The organism is Acidithiobacillus sp. HP-2 (assembly GCF_015100155.1).
Lineage (GTDB): Bacteria > Pseudomonadota > Gammaproteobacteria > Acidithiobacillales > Acidithiobacillaceae > Acidithiobacillus.
The window spans coordinates 19,201-35,172 of record NZ_JACKZA010000017.1 but is presented as its reverse complement, the minus strand read 5'-3'; the positions used below and the strand labels follow the sequence as shown (position 1 = coordinate 35,172).

The 15,972-nt window shown below is 54.0% G+C and carries 16 protein-coding genes; 12 read left to right on the top strand and 4 right to left on the bottom strand.

Going from position 1 to position 15,972, the window contains the following annotated elements; all coding sequences use genetic code 11:
* The first annotated feature begins 157 nt into the window (after nt 1–157).
* From H7F11_RS13280 to H7F11_RS13250, 7 genes are all read left to right on the top strand, one after another.
* Nucleotides 158–592 (top strand): single-stranded DNA-binding protein, encoded by a 435-nt coding sequence (locus tag H7F11_RS13280; protein WP_193650487.1) that lies wholly within the window; start codon nt 158–160, stop codon nt 590–592.
* Between the two features lie 124 nt (nt 593–716).
* Nucleotides 717–2,612, top strand: a complete 1,896-nt coding sequence (locus H7F11_RS13275; RefSeq protein WP_193650488.1) for a type IV secretory system conjugative DNA transfer family protein — start codon at nt 717–719, stop codon at nt 2,610–2,612.
* Nucleotides 2,613–2,696: 84 nt separating this feature from the next.
* The gene (locus tag H7F11_RS13270) at nt 2,697–2,927 is read left to right on the top strand and encodes a hypothetical protein (RefSeq protein ID WP_193650489.1); all 231 of its coding nucleotides are present in this window, start codon (nt 2,697–2,699) and stop codon (nt 2,925–2,927) included.
* Nucleotides 2,920–3,828, top strand: coding sequence for a hypothetical protein (locus H7F11_RS13265; protein ID WP_193650490.1), 909 nt, complete (start codon nt 2,920–2,922; stop codon nt 3,826–3,828). Before H7F11_RS13270 ends, H7F11_RS13265 begins: the two co-directional genes overlap by 8 nt.
* Nucleotides 3,828–4,235, top strand: a complete 408-nt coding sequence (locus tag H7F11_RS13260; protein WP_193650491.1) for a hypothetical protein — start codon at nt 3,828–3,830, stop codon at nt 4,233–4,235. The genes H7F11_RS13265 and H7F11_RS13260 overlap by 1 nt, the downstream gene beginning before the upstream one ends.
* A 15-nt stretch (nt 4,236–4,250) precedes the next feature.
* Entirely contained in the window at nt 4,251–6,665 is a 2,415-nt protein-coding gene (locus tag H7F11_RS13255) for an HD domain-containing protein (protein WP_193650492.1), read from the top strand.
* Between the two features lie 70 nt (nt 6,666–6,735).
* Nucleotides 6,736–7,494 (top strand): hypothetical protein, encoded by a 759-nt coding sequence (locus tag H7F11_RS13250; RefSeq protein ID WP_193650493.1) that lies wholly within the window; start codon nt 6,736–6,738, stop codon nt 7,492–7,494.
* Nucleotides 7,495–7,541: 47 nt separating this feature from the next.
* Here the strand turns inward: H7F11_RS13250 and H7F11_RS17010 are convergent, their stop codons facing one another.
* From H7F11_RS17010 to H7F11_RS13235, 4 genes are all read right to left on the bottom strand, one after another.
* The gene (locus tag H7F11_RS17010) at nt 7,542–7,676 is read right to left on the bottom strand and encodes a hypothetical protein (protein ID WP_264674720.1); all 135 of its coding nucleotides are present in this window, start codon (nt 7,674–7,676) and stop codon (nt 7,542–7,544) included.
* Between the two features lie 17 nt (nt 7,677–7,693).
* The gene (locus tag H7F11_RS13245) at nt 7,694–7,900 is read right to left on the bottom strand and encodes a hypothetical protein (protein WP_193650494.1); all 207 of its coding nucleotides are present in this window, start codon (nt 7,898–7,900) and stop codon (nt 7,694–7,696) included.
* A 128-nt stretch (nt 7,901–8,028) separates the two neighbouring features.
* The gene (locus H7F11_RS13240; RefSeq protein ID WP_193658178.1) at nt 8,029–9,033 is read right to left on the bottom strand and encodes a DUF3150 domain-containing protein; all 1,005 of its coding nucleotides are present in this window, start codon (nt 9,031–9,033) and stop codon (nt 8,029–8,031) included.
* The gene (locus H7F11_RS13235) at nt 9,017–9,235 is read right to left on the bottom strand and encodes a hypothetical protein (protein WP_193650496.1); all 219 of its coding nucleotides are present in this window, start codon (nt 9,233–9,235) and stop codon (nt 9,017–9,019) included. Before H7F11_RS13235 ends, H7F11_RS13240 begins: the two co-directional genes overlap by 17 nt.
* A gap of 156 nt (nt 9,236–9,391) precedes the next feature.
* Between H7F11_RS13235 and H7F11_RS13230 the strand changes: the two genes are divergently transcribed.
* From H7F11_RS13230 to H7F11_RS13210, 5 genes are read left to right on the top strand one after another with little or no spacing between them, the layout of a single operon-like run.
* Nucleotides 9,392–9,853, top strand: coding sequence for a lytic transglycosylase domain-containing protein (locus H7F11_RS13230; protein ID WP_227485499.1), 462 nt, complete (start codon nt 9,392–9,394; stop codon nt 9,851–9,853).
* Nucleotides 9,834–10,793, top strand: a complete 960-nt coding sequence (locus H7F11_RS13225; RefSeq protein WP_193650497.1) for a conjugal transfer protein TraF — start codon at nt 9,834–9,836, stop codon at nt 10,791–10,793. Before H7F11_RS13230 ends, H7F11_RS13225 begins: the two co-directional genes overlap by 20 nt.
* A gap of 11 nt (nt 10,794–10,804) precedes the next feature.
* Nucleotides 10,805–12,430 (top strand): conjugal transfer protein TraH, encoded by a 1,626-nt coding sequence (locus H7F11_RS13220; protein WP_193650498.1) that lies wholly within the window; start codon nt 10,805–10,807, stop codon nt 12,428–12,430.
* Nucleotides 12,430–15,777: a conjugal transfer protein TraG N-terminal domain-containing protein gene (locus tag H7F11_RS13215; RefSeq protein ID WP_193650499.1), complete on the top strand. Its 3,348-nt coding sequence runs from the start codon at nt 12,430–12,432 to the stop codon at nt 15,775–15,777. The genes H7F11_RS13220 and H7F11_RS13215 overlap by 1 nt, the downstream gene beginning before the upstream one ends.
* A complete protein-coding gene (locus tag H7F11_RS13210) occupies nt 15,746–15,898 on the top strand; it encodes a hypothetical protein (protein WP_193650500.1) in 153 nt (50 codons plus the stop codon). Before H7F11_RS13215 ends, H7F11_RS13210 begins: the two co-directional genes overlap by 32 nt.
* Nucleotides 15,899–15,972: the final 74 nt, after the last annotated feature.

Genomic DNA, 15,972 nt, shown 5'->3' with positions numbered 1-15,972 from the left:
CGACCCAAAACGTCAAAAGAATTTTCAGAAATTCAAAAAAATCTCCCGATTTTACCCTTCAGACTGCGCTTCCATACTTTTTGTCCACCCACTTATTTGCGGAAATCATCGAACATCCCGTTCGAGTTCTTTTTTCTTTCTCAATAAGGAGAGTGTCATGAGTGGAGTTAATAAAGTAATTATCATGGGTCGGTTGGGTCAGGATCCGGAAATTCGTTATACCCCTGCTGGTAAGGCTGTAGCCAATCTTAGTATTGCGACATCCGAAAACTTCAAGGATAAGGACGGTAACAAAGTAGAACGCACTGAATGGCATCGTGCGGTGCTGTTTGGGCGTACTGCCGAAGTTGCTGGCGAATACCTGCGTAAAGGCAGTATGGCTTACGTTGAAGGCCGTCTGCAGACCCGCAAGTGGACCGATAAGGAAGGTCAGGATCGTTACACCACAGAAATTGTGGGTGATCGGCTGCAGCTTGTTGGTGGGAAATCTGATTCTCAGGAATCAGGCAATTCCCAGGCCTCTCACAAGGCTCCAGCCGAAAATACTCCGCCTCCTGCGGAAGATGATTTTGATGACGATATTCCTTTTTGAAATCAATGAGTCACATCTCTTCCTTACTGCTTGATACCCTTACGGGTTTCGAGCGTCCTTAACTTTCCCCCACCCCACAGCTTCGGCTTTGGGGTTTTTCTTTTTTCTGCAGAGGATTTTTGGGATGGCAGACCGTGTAAAGCTCAAGTTCGGTGGATCCAATGACGCCTTATCCATGCTGGCTTTGGGGTCAGCGGCCTGGGCCTGTGGGCCTTACGTCCCAGGAACGCTGAATATCGACTGGAAAGTGGCCGCTGGCAGTCTGGCGGCAGTGGGTACCCTGCATCTGAGTAAGCGCATCGTCGAGTGGTATCACAATGGTCGTCATATCCTCGATTCCAATCTGGAAATAGATTCCGCCGATCCCATTTTCCCGGTCAACCCGGAAGATCAGCCCCCGGATTCGGCCTTGCTGGGCTATATCACCAACTCTGGCCAACCATTCTGGATGCCGCTCGTATCCTCTGCAGGCTTTCGGGAAGCCGATCCATCCAATGATCACATGGCCATTCTCGGCATGTCCGGCATGGGCAAAACCGTTGCCGCCAATTTTCTCATGTATCAACAGCTCATCAACGGCGGCGGGATCCTTTTTGCCGACGGGAAAATAGACGAAAAAAACATCTCAAATCTCTGGAACCTGCTGAAATATACAGGGCGCGAGCACGATCTGGTGATTATCCATCCCGGTGATCCGTCCATCAGCAACCGTTACAATCCGTTGCTGTTTGGTGACGCCGATGAAGTCGCCTCACGCATCATGGCTACGGTCCCTCTGGCCACGGGCAATGCAGGTGCAGACTACTACCGCAAGTCCGCAACACAGGCGCTCATGGCCGTCATAGCCGCCCTGCAGCGGGGTGGATATGCGTACACGGCAGCCGATCTGTCACTCTTGTTGAATAGCCCCACCGAACTCGACAAGCTCCCGAATCTTCCGGGGATACGGGGAACGTCGGAGGGCCGAACGGTCGCCCTATTCATCAACCGCTTCCGGGTGCCCAACAAGGCTGGCGGCACGATGATCAACGTGGATAAGGTCAAGGATCTGTTCGGCGGCATCGGTGGCCGCCTGGGAATGATGGGATCAGGCAAGTTTGGTGAAGTGGTGAACACCACCAAGCCCGACATCAGCATCTTTGAGTGCCTCACACAGAACAAAATCGTTTATGTGCCCCTGCCCACCATGGGCAAGGAAGAAACTGCCTCGGACTTTGCCAAGCTGTTTATCGGGGATTACCGCACGGCATTGTCCTGGATACAGACCATGCCGGAAGAGCGCAGGCCGCGCCCCAGTACGCTGGTGTTTCTGGATGAACCGGGCTCGTATATCTCTGAGAACTGGGATCGCATCTTTGAACAGGCCCGATCTGCCCGACAAAGAATCGTGCTCTCTCCGCAAACCAAGGGGAACCTCGATACCATTTCGGATAACCTGTTCAATAAGGTGGTCGGCAACTGTGCCAACAAGATGTTCTTTGGCCTGGGCGATCAGGACTCGGCGGAATATGGTGCGGATTTCATCGGTAAGCATTTGGCGGTCTTGCGAACCCTGAATGAATCCTCTTCAGATTCGGCCAGTGAAGCCTCTACGGATCTGGCAGGCAGCGGAGCCGCGTCCGGCGGCGCAGGCACGGCTTATGGCGAGCGGGAACAGGAGATGTATCGCGTATCCGCTGATGATCTGAAAGCACTGGATAAAGGCGAATGCCTGTTCACCCGCAATGGCAAGCACTATTACCACATTCGGGTACCCCTGCTGAATTTCTCCCCGGAGTTCAAAAAATGGGCGGGACCATTCCGGATCTGGGCACCGGAAGTCCCCAAACGCCCACGGCCCTATCGCAGCGATTACGGGCTGATGGACCGCATGGATGCCGTCATCAAGGCCGACGAGGAATACATCAAGTCCCAGTTCCCCAAGGCTCCACCCCCCAAGAAAGATAAAGATCCGCAGGCGGGCGATACGCAGCAAGGTGAAGAATCCAACAAGGGGAACGCGCGGCGGCGGAAAGCATAGCCTTGCACAACCTGCCTGGCTTGCACCCAGACATTTTCGAGATTATTGTTATAGTGTACAACTTGTGTAAATAGAGGAGGCATTTTGCCCAAGTCTTTTGATCAACCCCAAAAGCAGACGCCCAGCGAGCGTCAGGCCGCCTGGCGGCATCGCGCCCTGGTGGATCCCGATGGCCTCAATCGCACGCGATTCCAGCTTTTTCTTTCCGCGCAGGCGACCACCACCCTGCTGGCATTGGTCCAGAAAACGGGCTGGACCAAGCGCCGGGTCGTGGAAGAGGCGTTGGAAGAATTGGGAAAAAGGTTTCATGTTTAACCCAGCTAAGGAGTATGAGGATGGCACCCACGGCGACTGCAGCCTCCGCGAAAACGCTCGCGCATCACGCGGCGAAACACGCGCCGTCCATTATGGCGAATCCACACACGGCCTTTCTGATCGGGATCGGGATACTGGTGTTTCTGCTGCTACTCTGGATGCCGATTACCAGGGAGATATTGAGGGAGATTATTGGCAAGCTGTTGATTCCGGGCTTTTCGGCGATCTTCCAGATTTCACTGCGCTGGCTGATCAAGAAGATCAAGTGGATCGGGCAGGCGCACTATGTTCTGGGGAGGAACCTGCTTTCTTCCTATCGCAACATTCATCCCACCTTACAGAAACCAAAGAAGTAACCGCGCTACTGGAGGATCTGAGTCCGGAACAGGTGGTGGTCTTCCGGTTCCTGGCCACACAGGTTCGCTCGGTTTTTCTGGTACGGATCAGCATGGCGAAAAAAGCCCGGCTGCTGGAATGGATGTTTTCAGCGGGTACCCTGCTGGAAAATGCCGCGTTTGAGGACTGCTGCAACGTCCTGGATTGCCGCCCCTGGATCATGCGTCTGAGACTCCATCTGGAGTTCTGGCGCAAGGACATTCAGCTTTCAGAAAAGATCAAAGGGCTGATCGTCCCGGTACCTGAACGGATACTGGAAGAGGCCTACGCCCTGGCGGGCGATTCCGGTTCCTGGCTATTGCACCGGGTCTGGGAGTTTCCCGGTATTTCCAGTGAACGGTTATGCCGCCATTCGGATGACCAAGACGCTCTGGAGCGTCTGGATGAGGCGGGCATCCTGCTGGCTTCCTATCAACACTTCTGGTACTGCGTGGGGCACAGCCCACTGACCCGCGCAGGCCTGCCTCGTTCGCAAAGTTGGGCGAGTTTTTGGAGGAACTTTTGATGAACACTTACCGAGCAGAAGATTATCGCGCAGCCTGGTTGGGCTTGCCGGTTTCGCACGCCAGTTTCGGCGGAGGCATGGTCATCGGTGCAGTGGCCAGCCGACCGGAACCCCTGGTGGCGGTGCATTTCGCGTCGGGTTACAAAAAATCTTTCCGAGGCAGCGATGCCCGTGCCGAACTGCGAAGCCTGTTGGGACTGGGCAGCTTCAATCCTTACGGATCCCATCCCGTAACGCTTCTGGAAAATCCTGCGAGGATGCAGAAAGCATTAGCAGATGCCCAGCGGCGGCATGAACGGCACTACTGGGCACTGGAAACCGATCTGGAAGATCGCCTGCAAAGGGCTGCCGGTGTCTTCCAGACCCGACCCCGGCCTCGCGTCGATTTCTCTGCCATAGCGTTTTAAGAAAGAGGGGAAATTGTGGCCGTACCCGTTCATCGACGCCTGATCTCTGCCACGGCAACCGTCGTGGGATTCTGGACCCTGGTGGCGTTGGGGGTGTCGTTTTTCTTTTTCAGCCACACCTTTTCTGACAACCTGCCCTTCCTTCTGGATCGTATCCTCTGGGTATTGGCTTGCATATTTGCCGCCATTGCCTTGCTGCTGTTCTGGGAAGCGGCAGAAGTTTTTGCGGTCACACTCGGATTGCGCCCGCAATCACGGCGCGGATTAAGCACCACAACCATCGGGATGTTGCCCCGATCCAGCGGCATCACGGCCCCGCAATCCCCCATTCCCCACAAGAAAAGGGCCGCACAACTGGATGCGGCCATCGCCAGGTTTCAACGCGACAAAGCAGAAACACAACTGGATAAACCGGCATTACGGCAATTCGCCCTGCAGCATAATAACCCCAGAACAGAACTGTTCTGGGCCATTTATGGGATTCTGGAAGAATCTGGCCTGCCCGCTTCGCCCTATCACGGATCCCACGGGGATGCGTCATTGCTGGAACATAGCCTGCGTGTAGCGGCGGCCATGGCCCGTGGTTGGGCCGAGATGGACCAGGCCGGGATCGAGGCGGTACGCGCAGGCGGAAAGGCTTCCAGTAAATCCTTTGATCGGGAAACCGCCATCCTTGCAGGCATGGCCCATGACATAGGCAAGGTACTCTGTTTTCGGAGGGACGGGGAGAACATTGAGGTCGTCGGCCTGCACGACATCGAGGGCAGCCGCCTGCTGGCCAGACTGGATGCCTTTTGGGAGCTGATGGATAGTCATGGGCAGCATGACAACTTTCTGCAGCGCATGTTGACGCAATCCATCTGTTTTTATCATCACGCCTACGCCTATCCCGGTTCTGGATACAAAAGAAACTTTATCCAGACCGATGAAGCTGTGGTGGATCTGATGCAGGCGATTCGCAAGGCGGATCTGGTCGCCGGCCAGATTGAAGGCCGTGCAGACGAAGTGGCGAACGACTACCAGGACAGCAATGATCTTCCGGAAAGGAAAATGGAAGAACAAATCTGGGAATCGTTCCTGTACCTGCTTTCCCATACCAACCTGATCAACCACAAAAGCCCGGAACAGCGTATCGGATACAAACAGGGCAATCTGGTTTTCCTGGCGGAAAAGCGGATACGCGCCCAGATATGTGCCCATCTTGGGCTCACGCGGGCGGACTACGTTGCCGACAACAACGGGAATCCGGGTCCGATCATCAAAATCATTTCCGCCAAACTCGATGAACAAGGCATTCTGAAAAAAGATTATGGATACCCCGAAACCAAAAGTTGCAAGAAACCGGAAGGTGCTGGCTTTTATCTAACGATTGAGGGAACCACGAAGGATGGCGAAGCCAGTGAAGTCGAGGAGAAAATCCCTTACTACCTAGTCCGGATAGATGGAAGCGACCTGTTCTCCCGGTTCGCGGAACTTGAAGACTACCGGGCCAAGCTGGGGGTTGCCTCTCCAACCTGGCCGCAGTATTTCAAGAAACCGGAAGAGTCCTCGGAAGCAGAGGAAACAGGGTCGCAGAAGCAGGACACATCCGCGCAGGATGCCGATTCTGAACCGGCTGAGTCTCCGGAAACCACCCAGGTCGAGCCATCAACGGAGCAAGACCAGGAACAGCAACGAACTCCGGATCAGCGGACAGAAGATCAGGATGATGCCGATGATGCAGACCCTTTCGCCGGAGAGACACAGCCGGATACGGCTTCTCAGGATGATTCGGATGATCTCCCGCCGGATGAGGGAGAAAGTCTTTGGGGATGCACACCTGTAGAAAGCCCAGCATTCCCCCGCACAGAAGATACAGACCCTTCTCCGGTGGAACCCTCTCAAGAACCCGTAACAGAGCCGGAAACACGTCCTGCTGCGCCGGCAACACTGGATGCAGACAGCCGGGAACGTCGGCTACAGGAAATACAGGCCGCAAGGCGCAAGGCAGAACAGCAACACAGCCATAACAGGATGATTAACCCCATTATGCAAACTCCCGAACAACGGGTCGCCACGGTCAGACAGCGCGTCCGTGACCTGCTGAATACTTACCCTCAAATACTCCCGGAGATACCGGACAAGAAACGGAAAAGATTGCTTTTCTCCATGGTTTGGCTGGACGAAATCCAGAGAGATGCACGTTTGGCGGAAGGCTCTGGCCAGCAACAATACCGTGGTTATGTTCAGCCCCTTCTTGATCTGGATCCGCCGGGGGAAGCTAAAACCCTTGTTACGGAAACCTTGTCTGCGCTTGCTCCTGGCTCTTATCTTTTGATGGAAGTACGGATGATATTAAAGATTGTTACGGATCTGGAGGGGAAAGTGGATATGCAGTCCAGCAACTTTATCGCTCCTGCCGAATCCAGCGAGGATGCCGATGCCCTTTGACATAACCGACGTAGATCGGATTAAACAGCAGGTCGCAAAACACTTTTATTTTCGTCGGCGTAAGTATGGAATGCCAGTTAGTGAAGATTTGCAGGACGAAGCCGTGCAGGAAGTCTGTATGGCTTTACTGCAAATGCCGGAAGAAGAAATCACCGGGGACCGAATCAAGACACTGGTTCGTCTAAAGGTGGAGAGCATCCAGAAATCTTCGGTCCACTGGTATCTCAGAACCATGCCACCGGAAGCCATGCCGGAACCTGCAGGCGCGGAGTCAGATGATCCCCTGGAAAGGGTGGCACAAGCTGAAAATCTCCATTTGCGTGAATCTGAAAAGGAAGCGGCAATGCAGCGTTTGCGCGGGGCTCTAAGTTCCTGGTCTGATCCGGATTCGCAGCCAGAAAAACGCATCGAGCGCGGATCGGCGGCCACAGCAATGCGCGGTCCAAACGCGACGGAATCAGCCGACCGATTGCGCGAGCTGATCCAGATAACGGGATGGACGCAAAAAGAGGTCTGTCATTACCTGCATATCACCCCAAGCCGTTTGCGTGAGATTCTGTACCGGAAAGGCGAACTGTCCGTGGAGCATCATCATCGGGTCATGCAGGCCATCCGGATACAACAGGAATCCCGGCCATGGACCTGGCCGGAGCTGATTGAAGACGGTTGCCAGAGCACGGGCAAGGATGCCGTGGCTTTCAGCAAATACCTGGCGGATATTATGGGCGTGAGCCCACGAAGTATTCGGCGCTGGAGTCAGGGAGAGTCCGGGGCAAAGAGGAACCTGAAACTGGCTCTGGAGATCCGCAATCGCGGGTGGAAACGATAGGCAAAGAAAAACCCCAAAGCCGAAGCGTTGGGGTGTGGGTGGATAGATTAGGCGTGCCGCTGATGATGGCGCGACTGCTTTTCCTTTTTTGCGGATCGTATAGCGAAAAACGCCAGTGGATAGCCGACTACAGCCACTAAAGCTGTAGCCATCCATTGCCAAAAAACGATGTCCGAACTCATGGGTGATCTCCTTGTGTTTAGTCTTCGCAGGCCATAACCAGCCAAACGATACTCTTGCAAACAAGGATATACCCAATGGCCGCAAGGAATCCAGACATACCCTTGTCGTGCTCGAAAAGGTTGTATGCCAGTGCGCCAAGCTGGGTGATCCCGCCTGCGTAAGCCAGCACGTTAAACGTGCGGATGATGTCTTCACGAAGACGATGGTTAAAATTAAAATTCATGGTTTCGCTCCCTTTGTTATCTATGCGTACCGCAAGGGAGTGGGTGGACAAAAAGTATGGAAGCGCAGTTAGAGGGGGGGGATGACAAAGAAAAACCCCAATGCCGAAGCAATGGGGTGGGGTAAAGATTAAAAGGTCCAGTCTGGGATACGACTGGTCTTGGCAGGCTGCGGAATGAAAGACGGATGTTCATCTTCCATATCATTGTCCTCTTCAGCCGCTTCAATAGCTGAGTCGGGTTCCGGATCCTCTACAGATTGAACGTCCGGAGCTGGATCAGAAACCGCTGCTACTGGAGATTCTGTTTCTTCGGGCAACAACGCGCCGGCCTCCTCAGAATCGAACTCCAAAACAGCCTTGGGGTCGCTCAACACCTTGAGCACGCCCAAGACCGTCATTCCAGCAGCAGGGCCACCGGATCCTGTACCATCAATTATCACCTTTATCGCTTCATCTAGGCCGCTGAAACGACCATCAAGGAACGCCAAGGCGCGTGCTTTGGCCTGGATAGCCTTCAGCGTCCCAAGACCCGGAATACCACGCTTTCCGGATCCTAAAGGCCGCCCCAGATAGGTACTGGCCATTTGGGACATCTCCTTGGCTATTTTTATGTGCAGGGGGTTTCCCTTTAGCACCTGTTTGATCTCCGGATCCGCCAGGTTGACTGGAGTTTTGATCCAGCCAAAGCTGACGGACTCCTCGATGTCCGCTTGAGAAGGAGCAGATTTCCGGATCACATCCTCCCATTCGGGAGCCTCAGCGATCCGATCTTCCAGAATCCGTGGAAGATTATTGGCCAGTTTTGACCTCGCCTCCAAGACTGCGCTCTGGATTTTCTCCAGGGATTTTTGGACATCTCCTGCATTTTCCTCTGAAACGAGGAATCCGCCGAAGAACCTTGTCCCCTTAGCGAGCAAGGTTGTCTCGATGGCCTTCCGCGCAGTTCCGAAAACCCTGACGGCTTCTCTGGGAAGGATCTGAATGGTGCCAGAGCTGGCTAGCACCTTATCCAGATCCCTGCCGTCACGAGATTCAATCAGGTCACGCGGTAAAGACCGTGACCCGGAGATGGATCGAAATTCCGGTAAAAAAACTATGGTCTTCATAATCCACCTCCTAGTGACGAGTGCCAAAATTGGCAGTTGCGGGATTGATGATTTCACGGGCAAGCGACAATGCGCTTTCCCACGCCTTAGAGACTTCATCGTAGGATGCCGCCGGGAAGAATCCTGCTTCCCAGACTGTCCCGGTGGTTTCAAAAATTCGGAGATGAACCCCAGTTTCGTCCTGGTAGATGTTGGCTTTACCGCTTGCAGTGCTAACGTGCGCTTTCATAAATAAACTCCTTGAGTTTGAGTGAGTGCCAAACACAAGAGGCTGGACAAAAAGTATGGAAGCGCAGTCGAGCAAGCTGTGCGGCCTGTGTTTTGCTAAAATTTGTTTCTAGTGTATTATTTTTAATCTATTACGTTCTTCTCAAAAGGGGTTCTCTTGTTCCACGACTTCCACGGCGTACCCGATAGCTGCATCCAGCAAGCCTCTGCTATCTATGGTGTACCGCGCCGGGATATTGTGGCCCTCATGAAAAACGAGGGTGCTGCGCCTGGTGTCGCGGTTCGTGATAGCAATGGAACGCAAGACCTTGGCCCTATGCAAGTCAACACCTGCCATCTACCAACATTACGAGCTTTTGGCTATAGTTATTACATATTGAAAAACAACGCCTGCGCGAACGTCATGGCGGGCACTTGGGTATTTGCCCGCTGTCTTGCGGCCACTGGCAATCTGATTGCCGCGAGCGCCTGTTACAACGCGGGTACTGGCGATATGCAGGCAGCTTGGAATGACGGCTATGTGCAGCGTTTCGCGGCGCATTTGGGATTGAGCATCAACGGTCAACCGAAACAACACTATTTGGCGGCAGGGCTGGTAATTGAAGGAGGCAAACATTAAAGCCCGTATCTTACGCGGATTGGTCACAACAGCCTGCTTGCTCTGGGCAGGACAGGCCGTTGCCGAACACGGCTGGTTCTGGTACCAGCTTCCCCCTCCCCCGCCGCCAAAGCCCAAGATCGTGCCCAAGCCGATTCCCAAGCCGGTCGTCGCCAAGCCAAAGCCCCTAAAACCCAAAAAGAAAGCGCCACCACCCCTGTCGGTGCAGTGGATTCGCGTCGAGTTACCCAAGCTCCGGGATGCGGCTATTAACAATCCCAGCACGAAGAACGTCACCCAGTATCTTTCCGTGCAGAAAGTCATGTTCGACAAGGCCCAGAACTTTGCCGAAAAGTTCGTGCGGGTGGCCAACACCAACCCGGTCCTGAACTACTCCAATTTCGTGCCGCGATCCAACGCCGCCAACAGCGAGTTCAATACCTACATCGCCTGGAACAAGCAACATGCCCTGCAATATCTCACGCATCATGTGGGGATGTGGGTTTTCGTGAAGCACGACTGCCCGTTCTGCAATTTGCAGCTTCGGCAATACCGGCATCTGTTACAGCAGGCCCATTTCAAGACGATTTATATCGACGCCAGCGATGGTCCCGTATCTGACATTCCGAAAAACGCGGTCTTTGTTCGGGATCACGGTCAGGCCAAGCTCCTGCACCTGGTCGAAACCCCCTCCATCGTCATGGTTTACCCCCCGGACAACTTCGCCATTATTTCCCAGGGGTATCAGGTCATGGCGAGCCTGGAGCAAAACCTGCTGGCCGACGCCAGCTATCTGCACCTGCTTCCCAAGAAAATGTCGGAGTGGTCGGAAAACGCCTACGAACGCGGCGTGCTGACCACCCAAGAAATCCACGCAGCGGCCAAGGCCGGCATCACAAACCCCAAGGCCATCAGCCGGTATGTCGAAATGCAGACGGCGGCAAGGGCAAAGAATTGGTAGAGGATAAACACATGGCAAAGACAGAACCATTCAAAAAGAAGATTTCCAAAGGCGTACTGCTGGCCATGACAGCATCATTGGTTACGACCAGTATGTTGCAGTCCGAGGCTGCCTATGCCGGAATGCAGGGCTTTTTAAGCGGCATGTTTGCGGCCACGTCCGTTCCCCAGGCGGCCAGTCTCGGCAATGGCGTTACCCTCTCCGGTGGGTATGCCGAAGTCCGGACGCCGCTTTCTGGAGCCAATATCGTCAGCTTCAGTCCACCCGACATCTCCGCAGGATGTGGGGGAATCAACCTTTACATGGGTTCCTTTCATTTCATCAATGGCCAGGAGTTCCTGGCATTACTCCGGACTATCGGCCAGGAAGCCCTGGGGTATGCTTTCCAGTTGGCGATTGATGCCATGTGCCATCAGTGCGGGGCTTTACTCGCTTCTATCGAGAAAACCATTCAGGCCATGAATAACTCCCTGCACAACACCTGCCAACTGGCCCACGGCATTTTTAATGCCGGGGATATAGCCGGAGATTTCAAACAGGTCGGGAAGAATGCCGAAAAAGTTTTTGGATTCAGCTCAGGTGCCTCTACGGACGTATCCTCTGCTTATGATTCCGCCAATCATGAAGGCGTGCTGCAGAATGTTCTGGATACGTTCAAGACCAACATCGAAAAGTCCTGGGATACGATCACTTCCAGTGGATCCGTTGTTAAAAACTCGAAGACTAAAAGTGTCTCGGCTGCCTCGCTGATCCCCGAAGGCAATATGTTCTGGAAAGCGATTGGCGGCAGTGAGGCTTACAATATGCTGGAAGGCATAGATGACCCCTCTACCAACACGTCCCTGCCCTGTAAAAATCACGATCACGCCTGTACCAAGGAAATCCTCATGTCTCTGGTCGGTACAGAGATCCTGCACCCCGGTTCCAGCACAACCGCCAATGCGGATCAGAATGCCGAACAGGAAAGCAGCACGCAGGCCACTCCCAATGCCGCCTACTCCCAGAGTCCAGATACGGCAGCGCCCACGCTCACCCTGCAAGATCTGGTCAATGGCACCAAGAACGCTTCCGTGATGACCTGCGAACCGTGGCCCACAAATAGTCAAAAATATTCCGCCTATTCCACCACCATGGGCTGCGAAGCCGTGGAGACTCGTGGCACCACCTTGGGTTCCATGGGCTTCGAGGGCATCAAGCCGCATATTCAACACATGCTCTTCGGGGGTGGGCCAAATGACGACCCAGGAATCGGGCCAGACATCGAAGACGGAACCTCATTATCCACGGAACAAATCCAGTTCCTGCAAACCATGCCGGGGGGCATGTACACCTTACTCCGGCAGGCACAAAGCTCTCAAAATATGGTCAATGAAGTCCTGGCATTGATGGAGCCAGTGGCAGTGAATCTGTATGCCGTGAATATGGCATCCGCACTGCTGGGTGCAGAACAGAGCGTTTACTCCGGAAATCCCCATGTCGTCATCCCGAAATCCTACGGGTCGGCCATCAACCAGCTTGCTCAGAGCGAAGATGTCTATATGCGTGACGAAAACTCGGATGCACAAAAAATCCTGAATGCCGAAGCTCTGGTTCGGGGATTGCACAACACACTGAAAAAAGAACACGGGAACCTCTGATGACTTGGAACATTTATGTTATCGGCAACATCAAGAGTTTTTTTGGCGTGTTCACCATGCTGCAGATGTTGTTCGATCCCGGCAACAACACGGCCTGGGCGACCAACGGCAGTGCCTGGGGCGGGCCGCTGATCGGCCTCATGCTCATCATCAGCTTGATTATTATCGTGGTCGCGTCTTTCATGCAGGGGCGATTCCTGATTCATCACATTATGATCATGGCGATTGCGTATGCGGTGCTCTTCGGGGTTACTACTCAGGTCAATATAGAGAACATCTATAACGGTGAGTCGCAGATTGTGCCTGGTATCCCTATCGGTGTCGCGGTACCCGCTTCAATCTTTTCATCGGTTTTTTGGGCAATCACCACGCAAATGGAGCAGGCGGATGGCGTAGTTGGTTCAGGTGCCGATACCAATATGTTCAGCGTAAACTCCTCTGGCGATCCGACATCCAATCAGGTCTATGGTTTCGATGGCCCCCTGGCACTCATGTATAACCTGCGCGGGCTGTATTCGACATTTTCCAGTATGAATCCGGCGCTGAATCACTCCATCGTGAATTATGTGGACTTTTGTGAAGCTCCGGATACAAGCCTGCTTTATACGATGGGTTCACAAAAGGATCTGGCGACAACATTGTTCGCAACGACGCCACCCAAGCCTAATCTCACGGACACCCTCTTCGTCAATAGTTCCGCCCAACCTGTGGCTCACTACAATGAAACCTGTTCCAAAGCCGCCAGTACCCTGAAAAGCGCCTGGGAAGTTTTCGAGTCCGGGTCCATGCCCAGTGGTAATGAAAACCTGGGTGAAACCATTGACACCCAACTGGATAATGGCTCCGTTGCCAGCCTGAAAGCGTCCCAAGCAAATTCACTGCTGGATGACGTTTTCATGAAAACGGGCAACACCGGTTACGACTTCATGAACAACATGATCCTGAATTGTGCAGTGGAAGCCGGAGCCAACGCGAATTTCTACTGGGACAGCAGCGGCCCTACAAACCAGATGTCGAGCTATTGCTCGACCAAGGCGACCGCATTCGGACGGAGTGTGACCCTGAATGCGGCGAATGCTTCCCTGTTTGAAATGAACATGATTCCGATGATGGCGATCCTGCAATTCCTGTTCTTTGCGGGCTTTCCGATCATCATTGTGGTGGCTATGGCGATGGGGCCAAACGGATTCGGCAAGATCGGAGCATTCATGGCGTTCGGAGCGACGACACTGGCCTGGATACCGATTGCCCAGATTATCTCGAATTATGCCCAGAGCAACATGCACCAAACCATGTCGCGGCTCGTCGGCACTCTAAACGGGGGGAATATCACGGCATCCCATAACATCCCGATCCTGCTGGAACATGCCATGCGTCAACAGGCGATGGCGGACAAGATGCTGGCCTTGACGCCGGTAGTCACGATGGTCCTGCTGGGTTTGGGCGGCGCTTATGCCGCCACACGACTGGCACAGGATCAGAGCGAGGAAAGTTCTGCCTCAAAAGCCATTGGGGAAACGACACCGATGGAGGGCACGGATACACTCAGTCAGGGGGTTGCGGGGGTTCAGCAGAACACCACAGGTGTCGGCTACACGGGTAGAGGGTCTTCAGGAATCGCTGGGATGAGCCCGGCTTATGCGGGGTTGTCTGTCAATGTGGGCTCGCAAATGAGTTCCGCCATTCAGGAAGCCCAACAGCAGGAAGCCGCCTACACACAAAGCGCGATGGCGGCCAGCGCAAATGCCTGGAAGACCGGATTCCAGTACGCCAATAGTAGCGAAACAGGTGTAAAAAGCTACTTAAAGCACAACACCAACGCAGATCATGGGCTTTCGCAAATGAAGCAGGAAAGCCAGGAACTTGGGAACCAATGGAACATGACGGCGGAACAGGCCGTGGCAGTTTCTGCCGCGATGAAAGGTCAGTTTGGTGCAGATTTCATGGGACTGGGGGCCAGTGCGTTTGCGGGGGAAAAGGGTGCAGCAGGTATTGCGAACGCTATTAAAAGTGCCAATGTGGGCGTAAGTGCCGATGCGGGCGAAGTTGCTAAAATCCAACACGCTCTGCAGAAGACATCAAATCGCAAGCTGGCTGACAGTGTAACTTCATCCAAAAACGCCAAATTACTGCATTCCATTGCTACAGGCTCAGAAACCACAGCGGGCAGAACGGCGTCTGCTTCCATGACCCATGATGCAGCACTATCTGGCCAGGATACCCGAAATGCGACAGCGGCCCGCAAACGGGCCAATAGCCTCTCCCGCATGGTTAATGCGTCGAACAGTGTAGCAGGCAGTGATGCGGTAAATATGGGCACCATGGAAGGCATGATGGCCAACTATGACAAAAACAAACCCAGTGGCCTGGGAGATGCCGTCATGATGTCCAGACACTACGCAGAGCAAAACGGGTTAGAGAACGCCTGGAACCGCGCCTACAATGCGGCGAGCCAAAATTTGAATCCTAATGCTGCCGCAGCGGTAGCGAATCTGATGACGGTTAATGGTGCGCTGGCCCAGGGCCAGTACCAGGCCGCCGGTAATTTCTGGAATGACACCCTGAATCGCTTTGCCTCAGCAGGGAATCAGGCCAAAACCGGTGCGGCGGTTCAGGAAGGGATGGCGAAAGGGGCCACAATGCCTAAACCGGGGGCTGCACTGCAGCAGCAGGTAGATGCGGCAACCCCCCCGGCCAATGCAGCAGGCAACGCGGCACAGTCAGCAGCCATTCAAGCGGGAGCACAAGGGCGTTATAACGAAACCAATCCGAATGCGGATTATCAGCCATCTGCGCCAGATACCAGTTATGCCGATAGCATCGCCAAAGGTTTTGGGCTGAATGTTGCGGCGTTCAACAAAAAACTCGCCCAAGACAAAGCGGGTATGAACGGCAACGCGCTGATGGAAGTGGCAAAAGAAATAGAGGACCATCCGGCACTGGCTATGGGCGGTGCTGCGGCAGTAGGAGCTGCCGCTACTGGTGCAGCGGTTTATGGCGGCAGGAAGGCGTTACAGCGCATGAAAGATGCAAAAGCGGCAAAGGATGCTGGAGATGGCCCCAAATCTGCTAAACCGGGTATGCGTGACCCGATGGAACCGTCAGACACGCATGCGAGGTTGACCGGGAATTACAAGCCCCCGGCATCAGATGGCGTTCCTGAATCCCCTGGAGAAGCAGCAACAAATGACCTGAACATGGTTAAAGAGCTTATGGAAGGCCATGGCGAAGCTGCGTTAAAAGATCTCGACAGGAATCTGAGTGCAGATGAATATCGGTTGAACGAGCCACTGAAAAATCCAGGAGAAGCGGTTGGTGATGATGATATACCGATTGATGGTGGGTGACGTGGGCGGTTTTTTTCTTGACAAAAGCCGCTTCCTGGATGAATCTCACCCCATCATCGTTTATCCGGTGATCGGGATTGGCGTCCCGGAATCTCTAGGCGGACAGCCGCCCTTCCCCTAACGGGGAGTTCTTGCGGCGTTTTTTATGTCCGTTGTCCGGCAGTGCTCTATGGGCGGGCCGGGCGGGGAGCCGCA

Coding starts and splice junctions, on each gene's coding strand:
- H7F11_RS13220 (WP_193650498.1), top strand. CDS start 10,805: ATGGCAAAGACAGAACCATTCAAAAAGAAGATTTCCAAAGGCGTACTG.
- H7F11_RS17010 (WP_264674720.1), bottom strand. CDS start 7,676: ATGAGTTCGGACATCGTTTTTTGGCAATGGATGGCTACAGCTTTAGTG.
- H7F11_RS13250 (WP_193650493.1), top strand. CDS start 6,736: ATGCCAGTTAGTGAAGATTTGCAGGACGAAGCCGTGCAGGAAGTCTGT.
- H7F11_RS13260 (WP_193650491.1), top strand. CDS start 3,828: ATGAACACTTACCGAGCAGAAGATTATCGCGCAGCCTGGTTGGGCTTG.
- H7F11_RS13245 (WP_193650494.1), bottom strand. CDS start 7,900: ATGAATTTTAATTTTAACCATCGTCTTCGTGAAGACATCATCCGCACG.
- H7F11_RS13280 (WP_193650487.1), top strand. CDS start 158: ATGAGTGGAGTTAATAAAGTAATTATCATGGGTCGGTTGGGTCAGGAT.
- H7F11_RS13275 (WP_193650488.1), top strand. CDS start 717: ATGGCAGACCGTGTAAAGCTCAAGTTCGGTGGATCCAATGACGCCTTA.
- H7F11_RS13235 (WP_193650496.1), bottom strand. CDS start 9,235: ATGAAAGCGCACGTTAGCACTGCAAGCGGTAAAGCCAACATCTACCAG.
- H7F11_RS13265 (WP_193650490.1), top strand. CDS start 2,920: ATGTTTAACCCAGCTAAGGAGTATGAGGATGGCACCCACGGCGACTGC.
- H7F11_RS13215 (WP_193650499.1), top strand. CDS start 12,430: ATGACTTGGAACATTTATGTTATCGGCAACATCAAGAGTTTTTTTGGC.